Here is a 16,284-nt window from a genome sequence, read left to right on the forward strand (position 1 = left end):
CTATAGGTAGGCGGCGTGGGCCGCTTCAAGACTGCCCTGGGCTCGCAGGATCAGTTCACAGAACTCGCGGGCGGCACCTTCGCCGCCACGGGCGGTGGTGACGCCATGGGCGTGCTCGCGAACAAACGTCGCCGCATTGGCGACGGCCATTCCCAGGCCCACTCGGCGAATGACCGGCAAGTCGGGCAGATCATCGCCCAGATAGGCGACCTGCTCATAGCTTAGGTTGAGTTGGCCAAGAAGCTCGTCCAGAACCACCAGTTTATCCTCGCGGCCCTGATACAGGTGAGGAATACCGAGGTTTTGTGCGCGGCGTTCCACAACGGGGGTTTTTCTGCCGCTGATAATCGCCGTTTGCACGCCCGAAGCCATCAGCATCTTGATGCCCTGGCCGTCGAGGGTATTGAACGTCTTGAATTCGCTGCCGTCTTCGAGAAAGTACAGGCGGCCATCGGTCAGCACGCCGTCAACGTCGAAAATCGCCAGTTTGATGTGTTTGCCGCGTTGCAACAGGTCGCTGGTCATTTACATCACTCCCGCACGCAGCAAGTCGTGCATGTTCAGGGCGCCCACCGGGTGGTCGTCGCTATCGACCACCACCAGCGCGCCGATCTTGTGGTCTTCCATGATCTTCAATGCTTCGGCTGCCAGCATTTCAGGGCGTGCAGTCTTGCCATGGGGGGTCATCACGGCGTCGATGGTCGCGGTACGGATATCGATGGTGCGGTCCAGGGTGCGGCGCAGGTCACCGTCAGTGAATACCCCGGCCAGGCGCCCGTCGGCTTCCAGGATCACGGTCATGCCCAGGCCCTTGCGGGTCATTTCCATCAGCGCGTCCTTCAGCAGAGTGCCGCGCTGGACGTGGGGCAATTCCTCGCCCGAATGCATGACGTTTTCCACTTTCAGCAGCAGGCGGCGGCCCAGGGCGCCACCCGGGTGGGAAAATGCGAAGTCTTCAGCGGTGAATCCACGGGCTTCCAGCAGCGCCACGGCCAGGGCGTCGCCCATGACCAGGGCGGCGGTGGTGGAGGAGGTCGGCGCCAGGTTCAGCGGGCAGGCCTCGTGGTCCACGTGAACATTCAGGTTCACGTCGGCGGCCTTGGCCAGGGTGGATTCCGGGTTGCCGGTGAGGCTGATCATCTTGATGCCCAGGCGCTTGATCAGCGGCAGCAGGGTCACGATTTCGTTGGTGGTGCCGGAGTTGGACAGCGCCAGGATGATGTCATCCTTGGTGATCATGCCCATGTCGCCGTGACTGGCTTCGGCCGGATGCACGAAAAATGCGGTGGTCCCGGTGCTGGCCAGGGTGGCGGCGATCTTGTTGCCGACGTGGCCCGATTTGCCCATGCCGACCACGACAACACGGCCCTTGCTGGCCAGGATCATCTCGCAGGCGCGTACGAAATCTGCGTCGATATGGGCCAGCAAGCCTTCTACGGCTTCAACTTCGAGGCGGATGGTGCGTTGCGCGGATTGAATAAGGTCGCTGGATTGGCTCATGTCTGAAGTCGTATAGCCTGACGAAAAGTCGGCGATTATAGCGGTAATGATCAATTCCCTCACGCAAGTTCGTCAGGCTTTATTCAACGAATGCCTGAGATCGATCCTCAGTAACATAGCCAGCAACGTTTTTTCCCTGTCCTTAAACTGAACTAGCGCAGTTCCGGCCTTGGGCGCCCTGTACCAGCAGTGATATAGTTCGCCGCCAGTTCGGTCCGCCCAGCCCATGTGGCTATCTATATGCGTCACCGTTGCAAACGTTTGTCGCATGCATGGTGTCTGAGTGAGAGGCTGCATCCCAAGGAGTTTAGATGAGTGCCGATAACGCCTACGCGGTCGAGCTGAAGGGACTGACCTTCAAGCGCGGGACGCGCAGCATCTTCAATAACGTCGATATTCGCATTCCCCGCGGCAAGGTCACGGGCATCATGGGGCCGTCCGGTTGCGGCAAGACCACGCTGCTGCGTCTGATGGGCATGCAATTGCGCCCCAGCGCCGGTGAAGTATGGGTCAACGGCCAGAACCTGCCGACACTGTCGCGCAGCGATCTGTTCGATGCGCGCAAGCATATGGGGGTGCTGTTCCAGAGCGGTGCGCTGTTTACCGACCTCGATGTGTTCGAGAACGTGGCGTTTCCGTTGCGGGTGCATACCCAGCTGTCCGATGAAATGATTCGTGACATTGTGTTGCTGAAATTGCAGGCCGTGGGCCTTCGCGGCGCCATCGACCTGATGCCCGACGAACTGTCCGGCGGCATGAAGCGCCGCGTGGCCCTGGCGCGCGCCATTGCCCTCGACCCGCAGATCCTCATGTACGACGAGCCCTTCGTCGGCCAGGATCCGATTGCCATGGGCGTGCTGGTACGCCTGATCCGTCTGCTCAACGATGCGCTGGGTATCACCAGCATCGTGGTCTCCCACGACCTTGCAGAAACCGCGAGCATTGCCGATTACCTTTATGTAGTCGGCGATGGCCAGGTGCTGGGGCAGGGTACGCCTGAAGAACTGATGAACGCCGACAACCCGCGTATTCGCCAATTCATGACCGGCGATCCCGATGGCCCTGTGCCTTTTCACTTTCCGGCAGCGGATTACCGCTCAGACCTTCTGGGGAAGCGCTGATGCGCAAGACATCTCTCATCGAGAAGGTTCGCCTTTTCGGTCGATCCGGTATCGACATCGTCGAAGTGCTGGGCCGCTCGACGATTTTCCTGTTTCACGCGTTGCTCGGCCGCGGTGGCATTGGTGGCGGGTTCGGCCTGTTGATCAAGCAACTGCATTCGGTGGGCGTGATGTCCCTGGTGATCATTGTCGTCTCCGGGGTGTTCATCGGGATGGTGCTGGCGTTGCAGGGCTTCAATATCCTGTCCAGCTACGGTTCGGAGCAGGCGGTGGGGCAGATGGTTGCCCTGACGCTGCTGCGTGAACTGGGGCCGGTCGTGACCGCGTTGCTGTTCGCCGGGCGTGCGGGTTCTGCGTTGACCGCCGAAATCGGCAACATGAAGTCCACCGAGCAGTTGTCCAGCCTGGAAATGATCGGCGTGGACCCGCTCAAGTACATTGTTGCCCCGCGCCTGTGGGCCGGCTTTATTTCCCTGCCTTTGCTGGCGATGATCTTCAGCGTGGTTGGTATCTGGGGCGGCTCGTGGGTGGCGGTGGACTGGCTGGGCGTCTATGACGGCTCCTACTGGGCCAACATGCAAAACAGCGTGACCTTCAGCGGTGACGTGCTCAACGGCATCATAAAGAGCATCGTCTTCGCCTTTGTAGTGACCTGGATCGCCGTATTCCAAGGCTACGACTGTGAGCCCACTTCAGAAGGGATCAGTCGCGCCACCACCAAGACCGTTGTGTACGCCTCGTTGGCAGTACTGGGCCTTGACTTCATTTTGACCGCCTTGATGTTTGGAGATTTCTGATGCAAAACCGCACTGTGGAAATCGGTGTCGGCCTTTTCTTGCTGGCTGGCATCCTGGCTTTACTGTTGTTGGCCCTGCGAGTCAGCGGCCTTTCGGCCAGCCCCACCGCCGATACTTATAAACTTTACGCGTACTTCGACAATATCGCCGGTTTGACTGTCAGAGCTAAAGTGACCATGGCCGGTGTGACTATCGGCAAGGTCACGGCAATCGATCTGGATCGCGACAGCTTCACCGGTCGAGTGACGATGCAACTGGACAAGAAGGTAGATAATCTGCCGACCGACTCCACTGCATCTATCCTCACTGCGGGCCTGCTGGGCGAGAAGTACATCGGTGTCAGCGTGGGCGGGGAAACAGCCCTGCTCAAGGATGGCTCGACCATCCACGACACGCAGTCGTCGCTGGTACTTGAAGACCTGATCGGTAAATTCCTGCTCAATACGGTCAATAAAGACGCCAAATGAGGAATCTGTACATGATCTCTACCTTGCGACGTGGCCTCCTGGTACTGCTGGCAGCGCTGCCGTTGATGGCCAACGCAGCGGGTTCTGCGCACGAACTGGTGCAGGACACTACCAACAGGATGTTGGCTGACCTGACTGCCAATAAAGAGCAGTACAAGCAAGACCCGAGCAAATTCTACGAGGCGCTGAACAGCATCGTGGGCCCGGTCGTCGATGCTGAAGGCATTTCTCGCAGCATCATGACGGTCAAATATTCGCGCAAGGCCACCCCTGCGCAAATGCAGACGTTCCAGGAGAACTTCAAGCGCGGCCTGTTCCAGTTCTATGGCAACGCTTTGCTCGAGTACAACAACCAGGGCATTACCGTCGCTCCCGCCGGGGATGAGTCGGGTGACCGCACCAGTGTCAACATGAGCGTCAAGGGCAACAATGGTGCCGTCTACCCTGTGCAGTACACGCTGGAGAAGATCAATGGCGAGTGGAAACTGCGCAATGTGATCATCAACGGCATCAACATCGGCAAGCTGTTCCGTGACCAGTTCGCCGACGCCATGCAGCGCAATGGCAACGACCTGGACAAAACCATCAATGGTTGGGCCGGTGAAGTCGCCAAGGCCAAGGAAGAGACCGATAAAGCCGCCGGGAAACCTGCGCAATGACCGAGTCGGCTGTTCGTCTCGGCGACGCGGGCGAGCTGTTCCTCAGCGGCGTGCTCGATTACCGCACCGGGCCTGACCTGCGCAAGCAGGGCCAGGCGCTGATCAAGACCAGCACGGCCCCTGCGCTGGTGCTGGATTGCTCGGCGGTAACCAAGTCCAGCAGTGTCGGCTTGTCGTTGCTGCTGTGTTTCATGCGCGATGCCGAAGCGGCCAAAAAGTCGGTCACCCTTCGTGCATTGCCCGAAGACATGCGTGAAATCGCCGAAGTTTCCGGTTTGACCGAGCTGTTGGCGAATCCTTAATACACACTATCGATAAAGCCCCCCGTCAGAGTCCTGCTATGCGGGGTTCGCAGGCGCGGGGCTTTTTTGTATGATGTGCGACCCGTGCGCACTGGGCGCCGATAGAGGTTGATCATGCAGGCCCTAGAAGTTAAAAGCTTTCTCGAAGGAAAGCTGCCGGATACGAACGTAGAAGTTGAAGGCGAAGGCTGCAACTTCCAGCTGAACGTGATTAGCGATGAACTGGCGGCACTCAGCCCGGTCAAGCGTCAGCAGCAGATCTATGCCCATTTGAACCCGTGGATCACCGATGGCAGCATCCACGCGGTCACTATGAAATTTTTCAGCCGCGCGGCCTGGGCCGAGCGCACCTGAGCCCCCAAGGCGTCGAGATTCTTATGGATAAATTGATTATTACCGGCGGTGCCCGCCTTGATGGCGAGATTCGCATTTCCGGTGCGAAAAACTCTGCCTTGCCGATCCTGGCTGCGACCCTGCTGTGCGATGGCCCTGTGACCGTGGCCAACCTGCCGCACCTGCACGACATCACCACCATGATCGAGCTGTTTGGTCGCATGGGTATCGAGCCGGTAATCGACGAGAAGCTGTCCGTCGAAATCGACCCGCGCACCATCAAGACCCTGATCGCCCCGTACGAACTGGTGAAGACCATGCGTGCGTCGATCCTGGTACTGGGCCCGATGGTCGCTCGTTTCGGCGAAGCCGAAGTCGCATTGCCTGGCGGTTGCGCCATTGGCTCGCGTCCGGTGGACCTGCACATCCGTGGCCTTGAGGCCATGGGCGCGACCATCGACGTCGAAGGCGGCTACATCAAGGCCAAGGCGCCGGAAGGCGGCCTGCGTGGCGCCAACTTCTTCTTTGATACCGTCAGTGTGACCGGTACCGAGAACATCATGATGGCTGCCGCCCTGGCCAACGGCCGCAGTGTGCTGCAAAACGCTGCGCGCGAGCCTGAAGTGGTCGACCTGGCCAACTTCCTGATCGCCATGGGCGCCAACATCACCGGCGCCGGCACCGACACCATCACCATCGACGGTGTGAAACGCCTGCACCCGGCCACCTACAAAGTGATGCCGGACCGTATCGAGACCGGTACCTACCTGGTTGCTGCCGCCGTCACCGGTGGTCGCGTCAAGGTCAAGGACACCGATCCGACCATCCTGGAAGCGGTCCTGGAAAAACTGCGCGAAGCCGGTGCCGAAATCACCACCGGTGAAGACTGGATCGAGCTGAACATGCACGGCAAGCGGCCAAAAGCCGTCAACGTGCGTACCGCTCCGTACCCGGCGTTCCCGACCGACATGCAGGCGCAGTTCATCTCCTTGAACGCCATTGCCGAAGGCACGGGTGCCGTGATCGAGACCATCTTCGAAAACCGCTTCATGCACGTGTACGAACTGCACCGCATGGGCGCGAAGATCCAGGTCGAAGGCAACACTGCCATCGTGACCGGCACCGAGAAGCTCAAGGGCGCGCCAGTCATGGCCACCGACCTGCGCGCTTCTGCCAGCCTGGTGATCTCGGCGCTGATCGCCGAAGGCGATACCCTGATCGACCGCATCTACCACATCGACCGTGGTTACGAGTGCATCGAAGAAAAACTGCAGATGCTCGGCGCGAAAATCCGCCGCGTACCGGGCTAGTCCCACTGCATTGTAGGAGCGAGCTTGCTCGCGAAGAACTCGTGGGCACCGCGTTGAGTCTGAATAAACGCGTTATCGTTGACGTTTTTCGCGAGCAAGCTCGCTCCTACAGACACTGGTTTGTTTCAAATCGAGGCTGTCATGGCCTCGATCTGTGTCTGGCGCCGTTTGCGACCGGACAGCAATAGCCTGATGAAGGACTGACGTTTCCCATGTTGACCATTGCACTGTCCAAGGGCCGCATCCTTGACGACACTTTGCCGCTTCTGGCTGAAGCGGGCATCGTGCCGACCGAGAATCCGGACAAGAGCCGCAAGCTGATCATCCCGACGACCCAGGACGACGTTCGCCTGCTGATCGTACGGGCTACCGACGTGCCGACCTATGTTGAACATGGCGCGGCCGACCTCGGTGTCGCCGGTAAAGACGTGTTGATGGAATACGGCGGCCAAGGCCTGTACGAGCCGCTGGACCTGCGCATTGCCCTGTGCAAGCTGATGACCGCCGGCCGTGTCGGTGATGTCGAGCCTAAAGGCCGCCTGCGCGTGGCCACCAAGTTCGTCAACGTCGCCAAGCGCTACTACGCCGAGCAAGGCCGCCAGGTCGACATCATCAAGCTCTACGGCTCGATGGAGCTGGCGCCGCTTATCGGCCTGGCCGACAAGATCATCGACGTGGTCGACACCGGCAACACCCTGCGTGCCAACGGTCTCGAACCACAGGACTTTATCGCCGACATCAGCTCTCGGCTGATCGTCAACAAAGCGTCGATGAAGATGCAGCACGCCCGTATCCAGGCGTTGATCGACACCCTGCGCCAGGCAGTGGAGTCTCGACACCGCGGTTGACTCACCCGCGTAGCTGAAAAGCTGCGCCCGTCTATCCGCCTCATAGCCAGAATTCTCAGGTGCCCAAGCGGAAACGACTGCTAGTTTAGGGCGCCTGAGTTTTTGCCAATTCTATTGAGGCCCTCGCTATGACCACGTCCACTGCAATTGCCCGACTCAACGCTGCCGACCCGGATTTCGCCCATCATCTGGATCATCTGCTGAGCTGGGAAAGCGTGTCCGACGACTCGGTCAACCAGCGGGTCCTCGACATTATCAAGGCCGTGCGCGAGCGCGGTGATGCGGCCCTGGTGGATTTCACCCGGCAGTTCGACGATCTGGACGTCAAGTCCATGTCCGACCTGATCCTGCCCCGCGAACGCCTGGAACTGGCCCTGACGCGCATCACCGCGCCCCAGCGCCAGGCCCTCGAAGTCGCCGCGACCCGAGTGCGCAGCTACCACGAAAAACAGAAGCAGGATTCCTGGAGCTACACCGAGGCCGACGGCACCGTACTGGGCCAGAAGGTCACACCGCTTGACCGTGCCGGCTTGTACGTGCCGGGTGGTAAAGCCTCGTACCCCTCGTCGGTATTGATGAACGCGATTCCCGCCAAGGTGGCCGGCGTGACCGAAGTGGTCATGGTGGTACCGACCCCGCGCGGTGAAATCAACGAACTGGTACTGGCTGCCGCCTGCATTGCCGGTGTCGACCGCGTGTTCACCATCGGCGGTGCCCAAGCGGTTGCCGCCCTGGCTTATGGCACTGAAAGCGTGCCGAAGGTCGACAAGGTGGTCGGCCCCGGCAACATCTACGTGGCCACTGCCAAGCGCCACGTGTTCGGCCAGGTCGGTATCGACATGATCGCCGGCCCGTCGGAAATTCTCGTGGTGTGCGACGGCCAGACCGATCCGGACTGGATCGCCATGGACCTGTTCTCCCAGGCCGAGCACGACGAGGACGCCCAGGCGATCCTGGTCAGCCCGGACGCCGAGTTCCTCGACAAGGTCGCCGCCAGCATCAATAAGCTGCTGCCGACCATGGACCGCGCCGAGATCATCGAGAAGTCGATCAATGGCCGTGGCGCGCTGATCCTGGTGCGTGACATGGAACAGGCCATCGAAGTGGCCAACCGTATCGCGCCGGAGCACCTGGAGCTGTCCGTGGCCGATCCACAGGCCTGGCTGCCGTCGATTCGCCATGCGGGTGCGATCTTCATGGGCCGCCACACCAGCGAAGCCCTGGGCGACTACTGCGCCGGCCCCAACCACGTGCTGCCGACGTCCGGCACCGCGCGCTTCTCGTCGCCGCTGGGGGTGTATGACTTCCAGAAGCGTTCGTCGATCATCTTCTGCTCGCCACAAGGCGCTTCCGAATTGGGCAAGACCGCTTCGGTGCTGGCCCGTGGTGAATCCTTGAGCGCCCACGCCCGTAGCGCTGAGTATCGAATCCTGGAAGAGGGGAAATAACACATGAGCAAATTCTGGAGCCCCTTCGTCAAGGACCTCGTGCCTTACGTGCCCGGCGAGCAACCGAAGCTGACCAGACTGGTCAAGCTCAACACCAATGAAAACCCCTACGGCCCGTCGCCCAAGGCGCTGGCTGCGATGCAGGCCGAGTTGAACGACAACCTGCGCCTGTACCCGGACCCCAACAGCGACCTGCTCAAGCAGGCCGTGGCCAAGTACTACGGGATCGACGCCGGCAAGGTGTTCCTCGGTAACGGCTCCGACGAAGTCCTGGCGCACATCTTCCACGGCCTGTTCCAGCACGAGCTGCCGTTGCTGTTCCCGGATATCAGCTACAGCTTCTATCCGGTGTACTGCGGCCTCTACGGCATCAAGTCCGACCCGGTGCCGTTGGACGAGCAGTTCCAGATCCGCGTAGCGGACTATGCCAGGCCCAACGGCGGGATCATCTTCCCCAACCCGAACGCGCCCACCGGCTGCGTGCTGGCGCTGGACGCCGTAGAGCAGATCCTCAAGGCCAGCCCGGATTCGGTGGTGGTGGTCGATGAAGCCTATATCGACTTTGGCGGCGAAACAGCCATCGGCCTGGTGGACCGTTACCCGAACCTGCTGGTGACCCAGACCCTGTCCAAATCGCGCTCACTGGCCGGTTTGCGCGTGGGCCTGGCCGTGGGCCACCCGGACCTCATCGAAGCGCTGGAGCGGGTCAAGAACAGCTTCAACTCCTACCCGCTGGATCGCCTGGCGATTGTCGGCGCGGCGGCGGCGTTCGAGGACCGGGCGTACTTCGACAAGACGTGCCAACTGGTCATCGACAACCGCAACAAGGTGGTCGCGCAACTGGAAGGTAAAGGCTTTGAAGTGTTGCCGTCAGCGGCCAACTTCATCTTTGCCCGCCACCCACGGCACGACGCAGCCGGCCTGGCGGCCAAGCTGCGTGAGCAAGGGGTGATCGTGCGGCACTTCAAGCAGGAGCGGATTGCCCAGTTCCTGCGGATCAGCATCGGTACGCCGGAGCAGAACCAGGCGCTGATCGATGGGTTGGGTGAGCTCTAAGCCAAACTGGAGATCAAAAAATGTGGGAGGGGGCTTGCCCCCGATAGCGGTGTGTCAGTCAGCTAATGAATTGACTGACACACTGCCATCGGGAGCAAGCCCCCTCCCACATTAGGTTCTGCCATATGTGTTAGATCAGCGGCTCATCCGGCTTCTTGTTCTTCCAGCCATCATTGCCCGGCAGCAACAGGTTCAGGCCAATCGCTACCACCGCACACAGGGCAATGCCCTTCAGGCCGAAGTCATCCGGACCGGTCCCGGTCCCCACCAGCACCCCACCAATCCCGAACACCAGGGTTACCGACACAATCACCAGATTGCGCGCCTCACCCAGGTCAATCCTGTGGCGGATCAAGGTGTTCATCCCCACCGCGGCAATCGAGCCGAACAGCAGGCACAGGATCCCGCCCATCACCGGTACCGGGATGCTTTGCAGCAGTGCACCGAATTTGCCGATGAACGCCAGGCTGATGGCAAACACTGCCGCCCAGGTCATGATCTTCGGGTTGTAGTTCTTGGTCAGCATCACCGCGCCCGTCACTTCGGCGTAGGTGGTGTTCGGCGGGCCGCCAAACAGGCCGGCGGCCGTGGTGGCGATCCCGTCACCGAGCAGGGTGCGGTGCAGGCCAGGTTTCTTCAGGTAGTCGCGACCGGTCACGCTGCCCACCGCAATCACGCCGCCGATATGTTCGATCGCCGGGGCCAGGGCCACCGGGACGATAAACAGGATCGCCTGCCAGTTGAACTCCGGCGCGGTGAAGTGGGGCAGGGCGAACCACGGTGCTGCGGCGATCTTCGCCGTGTCGACCACGCCGAAGTAGAACGCCATGGCAAAGCCCACCAGCACGCCGGAGATGATCGGCACCAGGCGGAAGATACCCTTGCCGAACACCGCGACGATCAACGTGGTCAGCAGCGCCGGCATCGAGATCATCATCGCCGTCTGGTAATGAATCAACTCGGTTCCATCGCCGGATTTACCCATCGCCATGTTCGCGGCAATCGGTGCCATGGCCAGGCCGATGGAAATGATCACCGGGCCGATCACCACGGGCGGCAGCAGGCGGTCGATGAAACCGGTGCCTTTGATCTTCACGGCCAGGCCGAGGAAGGTATAGACAAAACCGGCCGCCATCACCCCGCCCATGGTCGCCGCGAGGCCGAACTGGCCCTTGGCAAGAATGATCGGGGTAATGAAGGCAAAGCTCGACGCCAGGAAGACCGGCACCTGCCGTCCTGTCACCAGCTGGAACAACAACGTGCCCAGGCCGGCGGTGAACAGGGCGACGTTTGGATCAAGACCTGTGATCAGTGGCATCAACACCAGCGCGCCAAATGCTACGAAGAGCATCTGTGCGCCAGACAGGATCTGGCGCCAAAGCGGGTCGTTGAACTCATCCTGCATGCTCACGCGTCCTTCTGCTTGGTGCCGAAGATCTTGTCACCGGCATCGCCCAGGCCTGGGATGATGTAACCGTGTTCGTTCAGGCGCTCGTCGATGGAGGCGGTGTAGATCTGTACATCCGGGTGGGCTTTCTCGACGGCGGCGATGCCTTCGGGCGCGGCCACCAGCACCATGGCACGGATGTCCCGGCAACCGGCTTTTTTCAGCAGGTCGATGGTGGCAACCATGGAGCTGCCGGTAGCGAGCATCGGGTCGATGATCATGGCCAGGCGCTCGTTGATTTCCGGTACGAGTTTTTCCAGGTAGGTGTGGGCCTGCAGGGTTTCTTCGTTGCGGGCGACGCCGACGGCGCTGACCTTGGCGCCCGGGATCAGGCTGAGCACGCCTTCGAGCATGCCGATACCGGCACGCAGGATCGGCACCACGGTAATTTTCTTACCGGCGATTTTCTCGACCTGGACGGTGCCAGCCCAACCTTCGATGTCGTAGGTTTCCAGGGGCAAATCTTTGGTGGCTTCGTAAGTGAGCAGCGCTCCAACTTCCTGAGCAAGCTCACGGAAATTCTTCGTGCTGATGTCGGCACGGCGCATAAGGCCGAGTTTGTGTCGGATCAGCGGGTGGCGGATCTCGCGAGTGGGCATGGGAAAGGCTCCGGCGGCGGGCAAAAAAACCGGCCTAGATTAATCTATCCGAGGGTGTTGTCCTATAGACATCTAGTACGTTAGTCCATTAAGGCTTGCTCGGAGCGCATGAGAAGCGTACCTTCGCCCGCTTTTCTTGCCACAGCACCCCTTGGAGAGCGCCATGTCCGCTGATCTCGAGCATATCCGTCAAATCATGCGCGAGGCTGACTGCCTGTACACCGAAGCGCAAGTCGAAGCAGCGATCGCCAAGGTCGGCGCACACATCACTCGCGAGATGGCCGACACCAACCCGGTGGTCTTCTGCGTGATGAACGGTGGCCTGATCTTCGCCGGCAAATTGCTGACTCACCTGCAGTTCCCGTTGGAAGCGTCCTACCTGCACGCCACTCGTTATCGCAACGAAACCAGCGGCGGCGACCTGTTCTGGAAAGCCAAGCCGGAAGTTTCGTTCATCGACCGCGACGTGCTGATCATCGACGACATCCTCGATGAGGGCCACACCCTGGGCGCGATCATCGACTTCTGCAAACACGCTGGCGCACGTAAGGTGCACACCGCCGTGCTGATCGACAAAGACCACGACCGCAAGGCCCGTCCCGAGTTGAAAGCCGATTTCGTCGGCCTGCCGTGCATCGATCGCTACATCTTCGGTTACGGTATGGATTACAAGGGCTACTGGCGCAACGCCAATGGAATCTACGCCGTCAAAGGTATGTAACCCATGACTCGCTTTCTTGATCAGACGCTGTTTGCCGAGTTGGCCGAGAAAGCGGGCGCCAGCCTCCGTGGCCGGCATCATCACAACTTTCATCAGATGGAAGAGCCGTGCCATCGCCTGGCCGTGGGCCTGCAGCCCAGCACCTACGTGCCGCCTCATCGGCACTTGAGCGCGGACAAGGCGGAAACCTTGCTGGTCCTCCAGGGGCGCTTGGGCTTGCTGGTGTTCAGCGACACCGGCGAGGTGCTTGCCAAGCGCGTGATGCAGGCCGGCGGCGAATGCTCGGGCGTCGACCTGCCGCCCGGCGTGTTCCATGGCCTGGTGGTGCTCGCGCCCGACACGGTGATGTTCGAGTGCAAGGCCGGGCCTTATCGGCCGGTGGGCGAAGGCGAACTGGCCGATTGGGCGCCCCGTGAAGGCGACGCCAACGTGGCCGAGTATCAACGCTGGATGCTTGCCCAGTTCGATTGAGCTACAGTGCTGGGCCACCTCTTGCGGAGCGGCCCATGAGCCTGTTGATACGCACCTGCGCCGCCCTGGCGTTGACCCTCAGTCTGCCGCTGGCTGCGGCGCCTGCGCCGATGCATGCGCAGTTCCTGCCGCCGGACGATCTGACCCTGCGCGCCGAAACCCCTGACCAGCAGCAACTGCTGCAAGTCACCGAGTATGCGGTGGTGGTGGGCAACCAGCGTCAATCCACGCAACAGCCGATCCCGGTGACCTCGCCGCTGATGATCCGTCTCAAGGGCAAGTCCCTGAACAAAGGCGCGACTATCAGCCAGGTGGTGCTCAACTTCGATGCCGAAAGCAAAAGCCTGAAAAAGCCGGTATACGATGACAAGAGCAAAACCTTGACCCTGTCCTACCCGGTGGCCCAGTACCGAGTGATTGTCGACCTGCTGCGCAATGACACGGTGTATGTGCAGTTCCTCAGTTACGCCAACGGGCATGTCTGGGCGGATGTGCATACCGGTGCTGTTCGTAGCAAATAGCAAAAACACTGAAGAACCAATGTGGGAAGGGCTTGCCCCCGGCCGCATTGGTTCTTCACCGCTTTCGAAGCCTGCGCCTCGCAGGTAGACTTCAAATCCCGTGTAAATGTCTGCTGGCTGGAGTCGGTAATGCGTAAAGATAAGAAACAGGTGATTGGTGACGAGATCGGCGACGACCAGATCAAGTTGTTCCTGGACTTCGAGCCGGTTGACGCGACGTCCCCGTCCCTGCACAAACTGATCAAGGCCTACCGTGGCCTGCGTATCGACGACTTCGAACGCTTCCTGGTTTTCTTCAAGGCGGCCGGTTTGGACCTGGATGGCAAGGATGAGCACGGCCAGACGTTTGTCGACCTGATCAAGGACCAGCGCAACGCCGCCGACTATATCGAGCTGATCGACAACGCCCGCGGCTGATTATTCCTGGGCATAAAAAAACGCCCCGTTCTCATCGCGAGAACGGGGCGTTTTTCATGGCCGCAATGCCTTAGGCGTAGCTCTCGGCCTCGTTGCTCTGCTCAACCAGTTCGAGGCTGATGTTGTTCTGCGCGTTGATCTTGCGATACAGCTCGGCATCAGTCTCCAGGACCTTCTCCCGCGCCGGGAAGATCTCGTGCAGCTTGGTCGCCCATTCACCGGCAGCTTTCTGCGGGAAGCAACGCTCGATCAATTCCAGCATGATCGACACCGTCACCGAGGCGCCCGGCGAGGCACCCAGCAGCGCAGCCAGCGAACCGTCCTTGGCCGCGACCAGCTCGGTGCCAAATTGCAGCACGCCGCCTTTCTTCGGGTCTTTCTTGATGATCTGCACCCGTTGGCCGGCCACTTCCAGGCGCCAGTCTTCGGCTTTCGCTTCAGGGTAGAAGCGACGCAGGGATTCCAGGCGCTGCTCCATGGACTGCATCACTTCGCTGACCAGGTACTTGGTCAGGTCCATGTTGTCGCGGGCCACGGCCAGCATCGGGCCAATATTGCCGGCGCGAACCGACAGCGGCAGGTCGAGGAACGAGCCGTGCTTGAGGAACTTGGTGGTGAAGCCGGCGTAGGGCCCGAACAGCAGGGATTTCTTGCCGTCGACTACGCGGGTGTCCAGGTGCGGCACGGACATCGGCGGCGAGCCCACGGCAGCCTGGCTGTAGACCTTGGCCTGGTGGTGCTTGACCACTTCCGGGTTGTCGCAACGCAGCCACTGGCCGCTGACCGGGAAACCGCCAAACCCTTTGCTTTCTTCGATACCCGAGGCCTGCAGCAGCGGCAGGGCCGCGCCACCGGCGCCGAGGAACACGAACTTGGCGTCCACTTCGCGGCTGTTGCCGCTGTTGACGTCCTTGATGCTCACGGTCCAGCCCGCGCCGTTACGCTTGAGGCCGGTCACGCGCTTGCTGTACTTGACCTGGGCGTCCGGTGAGCTGGTCAGGTGAGTGAGCAACTGGTTGGTCAGGGCGCCGAAGTTGACGTCGGTGCCGTTCATCACGCGGGTGGCCGCGATTTTTTCGTCGAGCGGGCGCCCCGGCATCATCAGCGGCATCCACTCGGCCATTTCGCTGCGGTCTTCGGTGTAGTGCATGTCCGAGAACGCATGGTGCTGGCTGAGGGTTTCAAAGCGCTTCCTGAGGAACTCCACGCCTTTTTCGCCCTGCACGAAGCTCAGGTGCGGCACCGGGCTGATAAAGGACTTGGACGAGCCAAAGGTGCCCTTCCTGGTCAGGTAGGCCCAGAACTGCTTCGACACCTCGAACTGGGTGTTGATGTGCACGGCTTTCTTGATGTCGATGGAGCCATCGGCGGCCTGGGGCGTGTAGTTCAGCTCACACAGCCCGGCGTGGCCGGTACCGGCGTTGTTCCACGGGTTGGAACTTTCCGCGGCACCCGAGTCCATCAGCTCAACGACTTCCAGCTTGAGGCCGGGGTCGAGCTCTTTAAGCAGTACGGCCAGGGTGGCACTCATGATGCCGGCCCCTACCAGTACTACGTCGACTGCTTCGTTATGCGCCATTTAACGCGTCTCCAAAATCTGCAGCACCAAATTGACGGCATGGCTGCCAGGAGTGACGGGGCGTTTCACGTGTTGCCCCAGGTCACCCATGGCCAGGATCGCCATGTCCGTTTCGCAATTCCTTGCACATTCAGCACACGCTTCCTGCCCGGCCTGATCTGCCTATGAACGCATTCATGGGCGCCTGTGGCAATTCGACTTATGGTCAAAGCGTGGGATTCGTGCAATCAATCCGTAGCGGACAGGCTCAAGCTCCGGTGTTTGCGGAGTACTCGGTCCTGTGTGGTTGGGCTGTTCCAGACGCTGATGGTGCTTGTACAAACGCCAAACTATTCATTTGCTCGCCACACTCTTGTGAAGTTGTGAAAACCCGTTTTTTTCACGCTCTTTTGAAGACGTGAACCTCAAAAAAGGGCTGCCCCGGCCTGGCACCTGGCCCGCAAACCTCTGCCGACACGCGGCAAAACGGGCAAACAACTCAAGTGGCCGAGCGCAATGGCAGCTCTGGCAGATTCGGCAAAGGCGGGTGGTTTGCAAAGGAAACAGCAAGCTCGCCAGCTTCACTCGATCTGTGTGGGCGGCTCTCTGTGGGCGATTCTTGGGGTTAATACCGAGGCATTAACGATGCTGCGAGGCCCGATCAGGAGACGTCCTTATAATCGGGGGGAGATTGTAGCGAAGAACGCCG

Annotated in this window: 19 protein-coding genes; 14 read left to right on the forward strand and 5 right to left on the reverse strand. The window is 60.5% G+C overall.

Translation table 11 applies throughout. The annotated features are described in order from the left end of the window. A complete protein-coding gene (locus BLQ09_RS07875) occupies window positions 1-525 on the reverse strand; it encodes a KdsC family phosphatase (protein WP_027604807.1) in 525 nt (174 codons plus the stop codon). Then, on the reverse strand, window positions 526-1,500 hold the full coding sequence (locus BLQ09_RS07880) for a KpsF/GutQ family sugar-phosphate isomerase (protein WP_027604806.1): 975 nt from the start codon (window positions 1,498-1,500) through the stop codon (window positions 526-528). Between the two features lie 311 nt (window positions 1,501-1,811). On the opposite strand from BLQ09_RS07880, the gene BLQ09_RS07885 reads away from it, so the two are divergent. From BLQ09_RS07885 to hisC, 10 genes are all read left to right on the forward strand, one after another. Next, window positions 1,812-2,621 (forward strand): ATP-binding cassette domain-containing protein, encoded by an 810-nt coding sequence (locus BLQ09_RS07885; protein WP_003171811.1) that lies wholly within the window; start codon window positions 1,812-1,814, stop codon window positions 2,619-2,621. Beyond that, complete coding sequence (gene mlaE / locus BLQ09_RS07890) at window positions 2,621-3,418, forward strand: lipid asymmetry maintenance ABC transporter permease subunit MlaE (protein ID WP_010213107.1); 798 nt, start codon at window positions 2,621-2,623, stop codon at window positions 3,416-3,418. The genes BLQ09_RS07885 and mlaE overlap by 1 nt, the downstream gene beginning before the upstream one ends. Further along, window positions 3,418-3,885 carry an outer membrane lipid asymmetry maintenance protein MlaD gene (mlaD, locus tag BLQ09_RS07895; RefSeq protein ID WP_003171814.1) on the forward strand — a complete coding sequence of 156 codons (468 nt, stop codon included), beginning with the start codon at window positions 3,418-3,420 and terminating at the stop codon, window positions 3,883-3,885. The genes mlaE and mlaD overlap by 1 nt, the downstream gene beginning before the upstream one ends. An 11-nt stretch (window positions 3,886-3,896) precedes the next feature. Beyond that, complete coding sequence (locus BLQ09_RS07900) at window positions 3,897-4,544, forward strand: MlaC/ttg2D family ABC transporter substrate-binding protein (protein WP_027604805.1); 648 nt, start codon at window positions 3,897-3,899, stop codon at window positions 4,542-4,544. Further along, window positions 4,541-4,846: an STAS domain-containing protein gene (locus BLQ09_RS07905; protein ID WP_092356130.1), complete on the forward strand. Its 306-nt coding sequence runs from the start codon at window positions 4,541-4,543 to the stop codon at window positions 4,844-4,846. The genes BLQ09_RS07900 and BLQ09_RS07905 overlap by 4 nt, the downstream gene beginning before the upstream one ends. A gap of 114 nt (window positions 4,847-4,960) precedes the next feature. Next, entirely contained in the window at window positions 4,961-5,200 is a 240-nt protein-coding gene (locus BLQ09_RS07910; protein ID WP_027604803.1) for a BolA family protein, read from the forward strand. Between the two features lie 23 nt (window positions 5,201-5,223). Next, on the forward strand, window positions 5,224-6,489 hold the full coding sequence (gene murA, locus BLQ09_RS07915) for a UDP-N-acetylglucosamine 1-carboxyvinyltransferase (RefSeq protein ID WP_024073479.1): 1,266 nt from the start codon (window positions 5,224-5,226) through the stop codon (window positions 6,487-6,489). Between the two features lie 212 nt (window positions 6,490-6,701). Then, window positions 6,702-7,337: an ATP phosphoribosyltransferase gene (hisG, locus tag BLQ09_RS07920; protein WP_027604802.1), complete on the forward strand. Its 636-nt coding sequence runs from the start codon at window positions 6,702-6,704 to the stop codon at window positions 7,335-7,337. A 128-nt stretch (window positions 7,338-7,465) separates the two neighbouring features. Further along, a complete protein-coding gene (hisD, locus tag BLQ09_RS07925) occupies window positions 7,466-8,785 on the forward strand; it encodes a histidinol dehydrogenase (RefSeq protein ID WP_092356133.1) in 1,320 nt (439 codons plus the stop codon). Between the two features lie 3 nt (window positions 8,786-8,788). Beyond that, window positions 8,789-9,841, forward strand: coding sequence for a histidinol-phosphate transaminase (gene hisC / locus BLQ09_RS07930; RefSeq protein ID WP_092356136.1), 1,053 nt, complete (start codon window positions 8,789-8,791; stop codon window positions 9,839-9,841). A 130-nt stretch (window positions 9,842-9,971) separates the two neighbouring features. On the opposite strand, the gene BLQ09_RS07935 is transcribed toward hisC, so the two are convergent. Further along, the gene (locus BLQ09_RS07935; protein ID WP_092356139.1) at window positions 9,972-11,246 is read right to left on the reverse strand and encodes a uracil-xanthine permease family protein; all 1,275 of its coding nucleotides are present in this window, start codon (window positions 11,244-11,246) and stop codon (window positions 9,972-9,974) included. A 2-nt stretch (window positions 11,247-11,248) separates the two neighbouring features. Further along, on the reverse strand, window positions 11,249-11,887 hold the full coding sequence (upp, locus tag BLQ09_RS07940; protein WP_027604798.1) for a uracil phosphoribosyltransferase: 639 nt from the start codon (window positions 11,885-11,887) through the stop codon (window positions 11,249-11,251). A gap of 163 nt (window positions 11,888-12,050) precedes the next feature. Here upp and BLQ09_RS07945 point away from each other — a divergent pair, with 163 nt between their 5' ends. The 4 genes from BLQ09_RS07945 to BLQ09_RS07960 all read left to right on the forward strand — a co-directional run bounded on the left by BLQ09_RS07945 (window position 12,051) and on the right by BLQ09_RS07960 (window position 14,017). Next, window positions 12,051-12,608 (forward strand): hypoxanthine-guanine phosphoribosyltransferase, encoded by a 558-nt coding sequence (locus BLQ09_RS07945; protein WP_027604797.1) that lies wholly within the window; start codon window positions 12,051-12,053, stop codon window positions 12,606-12,608. 3 nt (window positions 12,609-12,611) lie between these two features. Beyond that, window positions 12,612-13,079, forward strand: a complete 468-nt coding sequence (locus tag BLQ09_RS07950) for a WbuC family cupin fold metalloprotein (RefSeq protein ID WP_065938539.1) — start codon at window positions 12,612-12,614, stop codon at window positions 13,077-13,079. A 35-nt stretch (window positions 13,080-13,114) separates the two neighbouring features. Further along, a complete protein-coding gene (locus tag BLQ09_RS07955) occupies window positions 13,115-13,600 on the forward strand; it encodes a hypothetical protein (protein ID WP_027604795.1) in 486 nt (161 codons plus the stop codon). A gap of 129 nt (window positions 13,601-13,729) precedes the next feature. Further along, window positions 13,730-14,017: a PA4642 family protein gene (locus BLQ09_RS07960; RefSeq protein ID WP_027604794.1), complete on the forward strand. Its 288-nt coding sequence runs from the start codon at window positions 13,730-13,732 to the stop codon at window positions 14,015-14,017. Window positions 14,018-14,087: 70 nt separating this feature from the next. Here BLQ09_RS07960 and mqo read toward each other — a convergent pair whose 3' ends face one another. Beyond that, the gene (gene mqo / locus BLQ09_RS07965) at window positions 14,088-15,596 is read right to left on the reverse strand and encodes a malate dehydrogenase (quinone) (RefSeq protein ID WP_027604793.1); all 1,509 of its coding nucleotides are present in this window, start codon (window positions 15,594-15,596) and stop codon (window positions 14,088-14,090) included. Window positions 15,597-16,284: the final 688 nt, after the last annotated feature.

Source organism: Pseudomonas sp. NFACC25 (assembly GCF_900100935.1).
GTDB classification, from domain to species: Bacteria; Pseudomonadota; Gammaproteobacteria; order Pseudomonadales; family Pseudomonadaceae; genus Aquipseudomonas; species Aquipseudomonas marginalis.